The sequence below is a fragment of the Pseudomonas sp. UBA7500 genome (genome assembly GCF_002478435.1).
GTDB classification, from domain to species: Bacteria; Pseudomonadota; Gammaproteobacteria; order Pseudomonadales; family Pseudomonadaceae; genus Aquipseudomonas; species Aquipseudomonas palmensis.
Genome location: NZ_DLNW01000044.1, coordinates 51,959 through 62,039 on the forward strand (window position 1 = coordinate 51,959; position 10,081 = coordinate 62,039).

The following is a 10,081-nucleotide window of genomic DNA, read 5'->3' on the forward strand; positions in this document are numbered from 1 at the left end:
GTTGCTCATGGCGCTAATTTGAGTGCCTGCGCCCTGGTGGAGGCATCTCGGGATCGAAATCGACCGTCGGTGCACCGCCACCGCTCCTCCACCAATTCCCTGCACTGGCGTTGTAGGATTCGCGCATGCGCGCGGCCAGGATCTGCAGGTCCGCCGGCATTTGATCGTCACTGGCGGGTTTGGGCAGTGGCATACGCACTTTCCATAGCTGCCCCCCTTCCTGGAACGAGAACATCTGCCCCTTGGGCAGGGCGATGATGTGCGCCGGTTCGATCAGTGGCACGGCGGTCGTGGTAACCCGGTCCTGCGAGGAGGAGGTGAAGTCAGTCCGGGCATCAGGATCGGCTGTGTCCGTCGCGCCGGAGACCAGGGTGCGGGTCTGCACGTTTACCTTGGGCAATTGGTTGGTCAGCAGTTCCGCGGTCGCGGTTTCCCGTACCCGCAGCATCTGCAGGGTGTTGAAATTGCCGATGACCTGGCCGGCCTTGGCCCGGTTGCCGATACGTGCCTCGATGTCGCTCAAGGTCTGGGTATAGGCGGTGACCTGAATACCGGCACCACCACCCTTGTTGATCAGCGGAATGAACTCGTCGCCCATCAGCTCGTTGAACTCATCGGCGTGCAGGTTGATGGGCACTTTGTCCGCAGCGCTGGAGGAGCCTGGCAGGCCGTGGTCGATACCGTGTTTGTAGATGTGGCCAGCGACGGAGACCAGGTCGGCGAACATCGAATTGCCGACAGCAGCCGCCACCTCAGCATCGGACAGCGCGTCTAGACCGACGTAGACGATGCCGCGTTTACGGATGACCTGCAGCCAGTCGAAGATCGGCCGCGGATCGTCAAGGTCGGTGTAGTTGGGGGCGAGCAGTTGCGCTGTCTTGCCGCTGGTAAGTTTTTCCAGCAACGGCAGCAGTGAAGCCACGATTTTGTCGAAGTAGGTGCGGTCGTAGCGCACGGCCGAACGCAGACCGTCCATGACTGGGTCGAAGATGCGCTTGGCGGTCAAGTACTGTTCGATGGCGACCACGCGCTTTTCCCTGCCGATCATGTGCCGCGGGATGTTCTTCTCGTTCAAGCGACCCTCGATTTGCACGATCGCTTCCCAGGCCTGCGGATCATGGCGGGCGAAGAAGTGCTGGGCGTATTCGATGAACAGCGCATCGATGTTGACCACGTGCCGCTGGATTTGCAGGTAGTCGGGGCGCCGGCCGAGCTCGATCAGGGCCCGGGCGATGATGTTGACGAAGCGCCAGGCAAACTCGCGAAACGCCGCTGAGTTGCCTTCGCCGCTGAGCTGGCCAGCGATGCGAGTGGCGACTTCGGAAATGCGGCCGAAGCGGCCGATGGCGTTGTAGCGGGCGGAGATCTCTGGCCAGCCCAAGTGGAACACGTAGAACTCATGCTCGCGCCCGGCGCGGCGTGCTTCCACGTACATGCGCTTGAGCAGGTCGGCATCACCCTTGGGGTCGAAGACGATGACCACCTCCTGGCTGGAACGGTGGATGTCCTGGGTGATGTAGACCTCGGCCAGGCGCGTCTTGCCGACCCGCGTGGTCCCCAGCACCAAGGTGTGCCCGTCGCGTTCGCCCAGCGGTAAGCTGGCTTCTTGTTCATTCGGCTCGACGCCATGCAGCAGTGGCGAGCCACCCACCGGTGGCAGCGGGCGAACGGGGTTTAATGGGCTGTCCCAGGCGGTCAGGTGGGGCAGCAGCGACAGACCGGGTGGGGCTTTTTCTAGCAGTTGCTCCATTCGCCGCGCCCACTGGTGGGCAGTCGATGGATTGACGTAGCGGGCCAGCGCCGGGTCCTGCGCCTCGAGCAGACGCTGGGTGTGCAGGCGGGTCCAGCGAAAGCCGCGGCCCATGAACAGGCGCTTGCCGCTCACCGGAATCTGGCGACTGGTTAGCGAATAGCGCGGCAGGCGGCGTATGTTGCGCCGGTAGCGCAGGACGATCCGTGCCTCGTTAAGCCGCTTCAGGCCGAATGCGGTGTAGGCCAGGGCCATGCCTGCCCCCACCTCGGGCGACAGGGCCACCGCCCAGGGCGAATGCAGGCACAGAGCGCCGGCACCGGCGCAGATGCCCACGGTGTACAGCTCCACCGCAGGGCGTAGCAGGGACTCCATCGTATGCTCGCCCATGATGAGCCCTCACTGTTCCAGGCCGGTGGGCGTGATCAGCACCGGGTAGTGCTGCAGCTCCAGGCGTTCGGCGATGTCGTCGCCACTCACCGGCCAGATGTCCAGTCCCGGGGCTGTCGCCTGGATACGTCGCAGCGCCTGGATGTCGGCAACTTCAACGGCCAGACCGCTGGCGCCCAGGTTCTGCAGCCTCTGAGCATACTGGGCCAACCATTCCAGAGATGCGGCGTCGTGCCCGACCAGGAACAGCGGCGTGAACCCGGGCAGCTTCAACGACCTTGGCGGCACGGCACCGGGTGATAGGCGTGTGCTGTGCACGGGCAGGGTCCAATTCAGCGCTCGGGGATCGGGCAGTTGGCTTGGGGCCGGGAGCGCACCACCCGTCCACCACAGGCAAGTACACAGCGTTACCCAGCACAGACGGTTCATGGCTGTAGCCCTCGCGGAGATGCCACTACCGCCTGGATACGCTGCCAGTGCTGGCTGAACTGTCGGCGGTAGCGCGCTGCAGGCGCCCCTCCAGCAGGCCGGTGATAGCGGCCCGCCGCCACGACCCAGTCACCGCTGTCGGCGTAGTGGGCGCGCAGCAGCTCGGCAGTCACAGCCAGGTTGGCGCGCGGATCAAGAGCCTCGCAGGCGCTGTGGTAGCGGTCCGGGTGGTAGCCGATGTTGGTCTGGCCCAACCCGACATCAATGCGCTTGGGATCGTGGCGGGCCAGTGCCTGTTTGAGGGCGGCACACGCCTCATCACGGCGGGCGAAACGCAGCGGTGTGCCCGCGATATTCAGGGTCCAGGGCCAGGGCATGAGGTGACCTCGTAGTGGCGTACCGCTCTCCTGCAGGGCGATGGCGAACAGCACGGACGCCGGGATGCCGGCGCGCGCGGCGGCCAGTTGATACGCAGGCGGCGGTAGCGCGTCCGCGTGAATGGCCGTGGAGCCGGTCAAGGCCAGCGCCAGGATCAGTCGATGCGCTGCCATTTCCCGTCCACCTGCTGGTAGCGCGCCGGCAAGGGGCGGCTGGCGCCCAGGGCGAACCAGCGGCCGCGGTCATGGTTGAGGGTGACCTGGCCACTGCTGACCTGGGCGGAGGTAATGCCGGCGCCCCGCGCCCATTGGCGTAGACGTCCGTCATCACCCTGGCTGCCGACCAGGTACACATCGAGGTGCGCGCCGCCTTGCAGCCATTGCTGGGTGTTGGAGACGCAGGGCGGGCAGCGTTCCTCCACAAACAGGGCAAAGCGGTCGGCAGGGGTAGCTTCTGGATTGTCGGCTATGGCCTCCACGGGCAGCATTCCCGGGAACAGTCGCGCCCAGGCGGCGGTATAGGCTTTTTGGTAGGCCAGTTCGCGCTCGGCGCGTTTGGCTTCGAGACGGACCTGCAGCTCGGCGTAGCGTTGCCGTTCCTGGTCCGAGTCGGCTTCCACCCCGAGGGTGGTGAGTGGGTCGAGCTGCGGCGACCAGTAGTGGCGGGGGCCAGCCTGCAGGCGCTCGAACTTGCCCCACTCAACCGCCGTCAGCCCCCAGGCCTTTGCCCGAGTTGCGTCAGATGCCTGCCGACCCAGTGGCGTCTGTTCGCTGAACTGCGGAGCCGAGTCGACCAGCTTTGGCGCGCTCAACGCCAGTCCTGCGAACAGGCAGCTGGGAACCAGGATAAGCGAGAGAATGGAGAACCGAGCCATACGCACCTCTTCACGGCAGGGGCAGTGTGTGGTCGCCATGCCCTGCGACATGGAACACCACCTGGTCCGCGCGGATCGCGCGCAGCTGCCAGCTGTTCAAGCTGTCGCCGGGCTGCAGCAGGTGCACGGTCGTCAGCGAATGCGCACCCGCGGGCAGGGCTGCCACAAACCTGGCGTCACCTCGAGTCTCGATACCCAGCAGGGTGAAGGGCGGTGTCAGCGCCTTGGCCTTGGCTTTTCCATCCGTGGAGGCCTTTGGCTGGGTGTTGGCGGCCGCAGGCACAGAAGGACGGGTCGTCAGTTTCTCGAGCTTGGCCTCTGCCGCAGCCAGCCGTCGTTCCAGTGCCGTCAGATCGCTGCTGCTTGGACCTGGCGGTGCCGCCTCGAGCGCCTTGAGCGAGACGGCCAGTTCATCCTGCTGCTGGCCGAGCGCGGCCTGCGCCGCAGTGTGTCGACCTTGCGCCTCGCCCAACGCCACGACCTGCGGCTGCAGCGTAGTAAGCCTGGCACCCAATGCATCGATATCACGGCGCAGGGCCGGCGCTGGATCGGCTGGAGCATTGCGGGCGTCAGCCTGGAGCTCGGCCAGTTGTTGATGATGGTTGTAGGCCTCGGCGGCGAGCACGGCGGCGCCCAGGCACAGGGCACCGATCACCAAGGCCTGAAAATGGAGGACCTTCATGGCGTGAGCTCCAGAGTCGAGAAGGGGGGAGTGGGCGACGGCACGCGCAGGGCATAGCACACGGTCCGATCGACTGGATCAATGTCGAGTTGCCAGGCCGGACCGCCGATGATGGTTAGGGCGTCCAGCAGCGAGATCGGTCCGAGCTGGTGCTGGACCGCGGGCAGCGGGCGACGGAACAAGCGGTCCACTGCAGCGCTATCGGCACACAGCGCGTAGCCCGAGCGTTGCAGCATATGACGCAGTGCTTCACCGACGGTGGCATGCAGAGCTGGCGCGATCTGCACGTTGACCAATTGATACAGCGGCTGGCGCTGCTCCAGCGTCGGTCGTGTAGTGACCAGGGTGTAGCGGTCTTGGCGCACCCAGGCCGGAAGTGGGGTTTTCGGCTTAAGCGATGCCGCCGGCAATGCGGGAGGTGCTGCGGGAGCCGAGGCCGGAGGCGGTGGCGGCGTGCTGCAGCCCGCCAGGGCGATCATCAGTCCGAGGGTGGAGAGTGTGGGTGTGTGCATGACCGTGTCTCGACAAATGTTGCCGATACGATGGCGAAGGCGTGAGTCGAGTCCCCACTGGAAAACCGAATCTGGCCAGCCAGCTTTTCAGTCGGCTACCACAAAAAAGGCGCCCGGGAGGGCGCCTTGGTCAGTCTTCGGTGAATAGCGGTAGCTGCGAGAGTGGTGCGGCGTCAGGGTCAAAGATCAGCAGGCGGGTGTCTGCCTGGCCTGCCAATAGGAGCAGCTTGAGTAACACTGGGGGGACACGGTCAGCGAGCATCCGCGCACTGACCTCGTCGGCGCTGCAGGTGCTGTCCCGGGCTTCAGCTTCTGTTGCCCAAGGCGTCGAATAGAGTTTGCAGCCGACGGCATGGCTGGCGTTGAGTTTGAAGCATTCGAAGAAGCCCGCTGGCGAATTGCACCAGGTGCACACCTGCAGGAACTCAAACTCGTCTGCGGGCAGGTGCGCGCTGCTGATCTCCCAACTGCGGCTGTAATGTCCGGTGGCAAAGGACAGTTGCTCGATCAGGTTACGCGCAGCCTCGACGTTGCCCAGGTCGCCGATATGCATCGGGCGTCCGAGCTGATTGCCGATGATCTGGTAGAGCACTGTGTTCACCAGACCGTCGGCCGGGCAGCGCATGCGCACAAACTCGGGCACGCACACACCGTCGGTGATCACCGCGACGTCGTCATCGAACAGGCACGGCTGCAGGTTGATGGCTTCGTTGGGTAGCTCGTTCTGAGCCGGGTGCAAGGTGCGGTAGCACGGCGGGCAATCGTCGGCATAGCTGATCTGCAGGACACGCTCGTAGCGCAAGTCTTGGAAACCGCGAAGAAACGGATTGGGTAGGGAAGGGGACATGGTGGTTCTCCGAAAGCGCCGAGGCCACCCCGACCGGGCGGTGACCTCTAGGACAAGGTGGGCTGTCAGATCCAGCCGTATTCGGCCAACGAAAGCGGGATGCCTTCGCCGACGATGATGTGGTCCAGGACGCGTACCTCGACCAGGGCCAAGGCCTCGGTCAGGCGGGCGGTGAGCACCCGATCGGCGCCGCTCGGTTCCGAGCAGCCGGAGGGGTGGTTGTGGCTGAAGATCACGGCGGCGGCATTGTGTTCGAGCGCCTTGATCACCACTTGGCGTGGATACACGGAGGCACCATCAATGCTGCCGGTGAAGAGGATGTCGAAGCTCAGCACACGGTGACGCGAGTCGAGGCAAAGCAGGGCAAACACCTCGTGGTGGTAGGGGGCGAGCTGCAGTTTCAAGTAGGCTGCGGCATCGGCGGGGGTTATCAGCACCTCGCCGCGCTGGAAGTGACGCTGGTCCAGCAGCTGCAGGGCTTCGGTGATCAGCGCATCCTCACGGACACGTTGGGCCAGTACGGCTTCGAGTGGCTCGACTAAATTTAAGGCGGTGTTCATGGCCAATTCCTCGTGAGAGATGGAGCGCCCCCTGAGTGCGTGCCCCAGGCTGGTTTAGGTGGGTGATCAAAGGCGCGTGAAGCGATGTCGAGTACCGGGTAGTGGGCTTTGGCAGCCCTCGCACGGTTGCGTGGAAAAGGCCTCGATTCCGATGCCGGTATGCGGGTCGAAATCGGCGCTAAGGGGTAGTAGGGCCTGCAGTTGGGCGTGCATGTGGCTGATGCGTTGCTCGACTTCAGCCTCGCTGTAGTACAACGACAGCGCGCTGTAGTCGTCGTAGGCGACCGCCTGCAGGCAGTCCTCACAGAGCCAGAAGCTTTCCATGACGACCTCCGACGTGAATGAACAACAGGCGCTCATAAGAGCGCCTGCTGCGGGCGGCCAACCTGCCTTAGGCAGACTGGCGTGCGGTGGTGGATTTACGTGCGGGGGGCGGTGTTGGCCGGTCTTGAGTGGTCTCACTGTCGCTGTCCGCCTGTTCCGACTCTGCTGATTCAGTAGCCTCAGGGGCGGGGGCAGCGTCGGTGCGCGCCGGCGAACGGTAGCTGAACTGGCCATCGACCTTTATCCACTCGATGAAGATCAGTCGGCCTTTGAGGCTGGCGCCGGGTTGCCCCTTGCGCTCGCCTTTCTCGTACAAGAACGGATCGACCCAGAGGTCGCCGATGCGAAACGCGATGAGGACCTTGCGTTCAGCGCGGACGTCTTCCAGGTGTTCACGGATCAGCCGGTCTGCCTCACCGCTGGCGACCTTGCAGTCGAAGCGGGTGTACTCGACGTCGTCCGAGGCACCGTGCAGGGCAGCGATGTCACAGGCCATGAACGCTTGGCCCCGGCGAACCGGGACTTCGCGAACACGGTTCAGGTAACCGATGCCTTGGGTGTGCAGGTTGAAGTAGGTGGTGGGGGCGTTATTGCTTGCAGTAGTCATGATGGAGCTCCTGTTCAGCAGAGCGCGGACATCCACCGGCCCTGGCGGCTGGTGAGTTCCGCAAGGGGAGTTGCAAAAGCGTGATCGGTAGAGAAGGCGCTCATCACCGATGAAGCGGTGACCGTGCAAGCTGCCGAGCGCGGGTCGCACTTTGGGGGAGAACCACCCGAAACGGGCGTAGCCTTGAAGGTCCTGGCTACCTGGGTGCTGTCATCGACAGCGGTGTGCAGCTCCTCTATAAAACGCCGCGAAAGGCCCGTCAACCATGGTCTTCAGGCGCCCTGAGTGGGCGGAATCGGGTGGCTTTCGGTGGATTGTCGGCGGCGAAAAAATAGCCCGACGGTCATCAGGCTAGGAGGAGTTGGACCACCCTTGACCCGGTGATGTGGCACCGGAGTCCGTCGCAGAGCTCCACTGCCGATCCACCTGGATCAACCGACCCTTGTCGTGGCCTGGGTCGGAATCAACTGGCACGCATCCGCGCACAAAAGGTGCCCAGTGTTTCGCCGGCGGGCACCGGAGCTGAGCATCGTCGCCGAAGCGGATGACCCCTGCGGCCTGGCACAAGCCGCACGGGTCATCCACCTGGGGGACTTGGAACGCTGAGAAGTCATCCGCAGATGCGCTGAAGTGTGGCTCCGAACTCTAGGAGTCTGACCGAGCTGCCCGGAGCGAATCGGTCTCGGTCGCCAAGCGGCGAGGGGCCAGATCACTACACCAGCGCTGTAGTGCGCCGTCAAGTCATGCGCTTTTCGCCCGCTTGGATTTCGCCACTGGCTTGGTGCCCTTGCATTTTGGGTAGCGGGTGCAGGACCAGAAATTGCCGGTTCGACCGTTGCGCTGGCGCATGGCGCAGCGGCACACCGGGCAGTAAGGCCCCTTGCTGGGGGGCGGGCTGAGGGTAAGCGTGGCGTTACTGCGGACCAGGCGAGTTAACCACTCTGCCTGCTTGGCGAGAAAGGTCTCGACGCTCAGCTGGCCCGATTCGATGCGGTCCAGCGCCTGCTCCCACAGCGCGGTCATGACGGGGTCGGCCACCTTTGGTGGCACCGCTTCGATCAAGGTATGCGCTGCGGCTGAGGCGGTCAGACTACGTTTCTTCTTGGTCAGGTAACCGTGGTCGATCAGGCCCTGGATGATGGCCGCGCGAGTAGCTTCAGTACCAAGGCCGCAGCTGTCCTTGAGCTTCTGCTTGAGCCACGGATCGGCCACCTGGTTGGCGATGGTTTTCATCGCTTTGACCAGGGTGCCTTCGGTGTAGGCCTTAGGCGGCTGCGTGCGCTGTGCGTTGAGCGTGGCGTCGATCAGCGCCACCGTCGCGGATTCACGCAACGTCGGCAGTTGCTGCGCCTGTTCGACCTGCTCGCTACCATCGGCCTCGTTGATCACCGCCTTCCACCCTCGAACGAGAATCTGTTTGCCGCGCGCCACCAGTTGGTCTGTGTGGCTGTGCAACTGCGCTTGGGTTTTCAGGTACTCGTGCTCGGGCATGAATTGTGCGAGGTATCGGCCGCGAATCAGCGTGTAAACCGCCCGCTCGCGCTCGGAGAGCTGCGCCAAATCCAGCGCGACGGCGGTGGGAATGATGCCGTGGTGCGCGGTGATCTTGCTGCTGTTCCAGGCGCGTGAGCGGCGGCTGGGGTCGACTTCCTTGAGAATTGCCCCCAGCGGTAGCGCGGCGGCGGCCAGGGCGTGGAGGACGCGCGGCGCCTCATCGAGCATGCTCTCCGGCAAGTAGCCGCAGTCGGTCCGCGGGTAGGTCGTTGCCTTGTGGGTTTCATACAGGGCCTGGGCGGTGGCCAGGGTTTCCTGTGCACCCAGTCCGAGCTTGGCCGAGCAGATCTCCTGCAGCGTGCCCAGGTCGAACGGCAGCGGCGGGCCTTCACGCACGCGTTCGACTTCGACACTGTAGATCTGCGCGCTGCCGGCTTGGGTGAGGCGCCTGAGCGCCTGCTGCGCGGCGGTTTCGTCGATACAGCGTCCAACCGCATCGCTGGCCACGGCTGTGGGTTGCCAGCGCGCGTGAAAGCGGATCCCGTCCTGCTCCAGGTGCGCATCGACATTCCAGAACGGTTGCGGCACAAAGCTCGCGATCGCCCGGTCGCGCTCGACCACCAGGCGCAGGGTGGGTGTCTGTACGCGTCCCACCGGTAGCAGGCCATCGAACCCGGCCCGGCGGCCGAGCAACGTGAACAGCCGGCTCAGGTTGATGCCGACCAGCCAGTCGGCTCGGGAGCGGGCGAGGGCACAATGGTACAGCGGCAAGGTCTGTTCCCCTGGACGCAAGGCGCCCAAGGCACGGCGGATTGACGCCTCGTCCAGCGCGGAGAGCCACAGGCGCAAAATCGGTCCCTGGTACTGGCAGCGCTCGAGAATCTCCCGGGCGATCATCTCGCCTTCGCGGTCGGCGTCGGTGGCGATGACCACTTCGCTGCAGGTGCCTAGAAGTTGGCTGATCACCTTGAGCTGGCCTGCGACCTTGGGCTTGGCCACCAGTTGCCAGCGGCTGGGAATGATCGGCAGATCGTCCAACGACCAGCGTTTGTAATCGCCATAGGCTTCAGGCGGCGCGGTTTCCAGCAGATGGCCGACGCACCAGGTGACGGTGATGTTCTGGCCCACCAGACAGCCATCGCCGCGGCGGCTGGCCTGCAGCACACGGGCAATGTCGCGGGCTTGGGAAGGTTTCTCGCAGATGAACAGGCGCATACACGGTCCCTCTCGGTGG

Annotated in this window: 11 protein-coding genes; all 11 read right to left on the reverse strand. The window is 64.4% G+C overall.

What is annotated here, in order from left to right; translation table 11 throughout:
- Positions 1 to 13 precede the first annotated feature (13 nt).
- Positions 14 to 2,140 (reverse strand): type IV conjugative transfer system coupling protein TraD, encoded by a 2,127-nt coding sequence (traD, locus tag B4I46_RS17270; protein WP_286901131.1) that lies wholly within the window; start codon positions 2,138 to 2,140, stop codon positions 14 to 16.
- 9 nt (positions 2,141 to 2,149) lie between these two features.
- On the reverse strand, positions 2,150 to 2,569 hold the full coding sequence (locus tag B4I46_RS17275; RefSeq protein WP_349681956.1) for an integrating conjugative element protein: 420 nt from the start codon (positions 2,567 to 2,569) through the stop codon (positions 2,150 to 2,152).
- Positions 2,566 to 3,120: a transglycosylase gene (locus B4I46_RS17280; protein WP_286901132.1), complete on the reverse strand. Its 555-nt coding sequence runs from the start codon at positions 3,118 to 3,120 to the stop codon at positions 2,566 to 2,568. The genes B4I46_RS17275 and B4I46_RS17280 overlap by 4 nt, the downstream gene beginning before the upstream one ends.
- Positions 3,102 to 3,821, reverse strand: coding sequence for a TIGR03759 family integrating conjugative element protein (locus tag B4I46_RS17285; RefSeq protein ID WP_286901134.1), 720 nt, complete (start codon positions 3,819 to 3,821; stop codon positions 3,102 to 3,104). Before B4I46_RS17285 ends, B4I46_RS17280 begins: the two co-directional genes overlap by 19 nt.
- A gap of 10 nt (positions 3,822 to 3,831) precedes the next feature.
- On the reverse strand, positions 3,832 to 4,503 hold the full coding sequence (locus B4I46_RS17290) for a hypothetical protein (protein ID WP_286901135.1): 672 nt from the start codon (positions 4,501 to 4,503) through the stop codon (positions 3,832 to 3,834).
- The gene (locus B4I46_RS17295) at positions 4,500 to 5,015 is read right to left on the reverse strand and encodes a PilL N-terminal domain-containing protein (RefSeq protein WP_286901137.1); all 516 of its coding nucleotides are present in this window, start codon (positions 5,013 to 5,015) and stop codon (positions 4,500 to 4,502) included. Before B4I46_RS17295 ends, B4I46_RS17290 begins: the two co-directional genes overlap by 4 nt.
- A gap of 130 nt (positions 5,016 to 5,145) precedes the next feature.
- Positions 5,146 to 5,862: a hypothetical protein gene (locus tag B4I46_RS17300; protein ID WP_286901138.1), complete on the reverse strand. Its 717-nt coding sequence runs from the start codon at positions 5,860 to 5,862 to the stop codon at positions 5,146 to 5,148.
- 65 nt (positions 5,863 to 5,927) lie between these two features.
- Entirely contained in the window at positions 5,928 to 6,422 is a 495-nt protein-coding gene (locus B4I46_RS17305; protein ID WP_286901139.1) for a JAB domain-containing protein, read from the reverse strand.
- 66 nt (positions 6,423 to 6,488) lie between these two features.
- The gene (locus tag B4I46_RS17310; protein WP_286901140.1) at positions 6,489 to 6,746 is read right to left on the reverse strand and encodes a hypothetical protein; all 258 of its coding nucleotides are present in this window, start codon (positions 6,744 to 6,746) and stop codon (positions 6,489 to 6,491) included.
- A gap of 67 nt (positions 6,747 to 6,813) precedes the next feature.
- Positions 6,814 to 7,353, reverse strand: coding sequence for an STY4534 family ICE replication protein (locus B4I46_RS17315; RefSeq protein WP_286901141.1), 540 nt, complete (start codon positions 7,351 to 7,353; stop codon positions 6,814 to 6,816).
- Positions 7,354 to 8,094: 741 nt separating this feature from the next.
- Positions 8,095 to 10,062 (reverse strand): DNA topoisomerase III, encoded by a 1,968-nt coding sequence (locus tag B4I46_RS17320; protein ID WP_286901143.1) that lies wholly within the window; start codon positions 10,060 to 10,062, stop codon positions 8,095 to 8,097.
- Positions 10,063 to 10,081 lie beyond the last annotated feature (19 nt).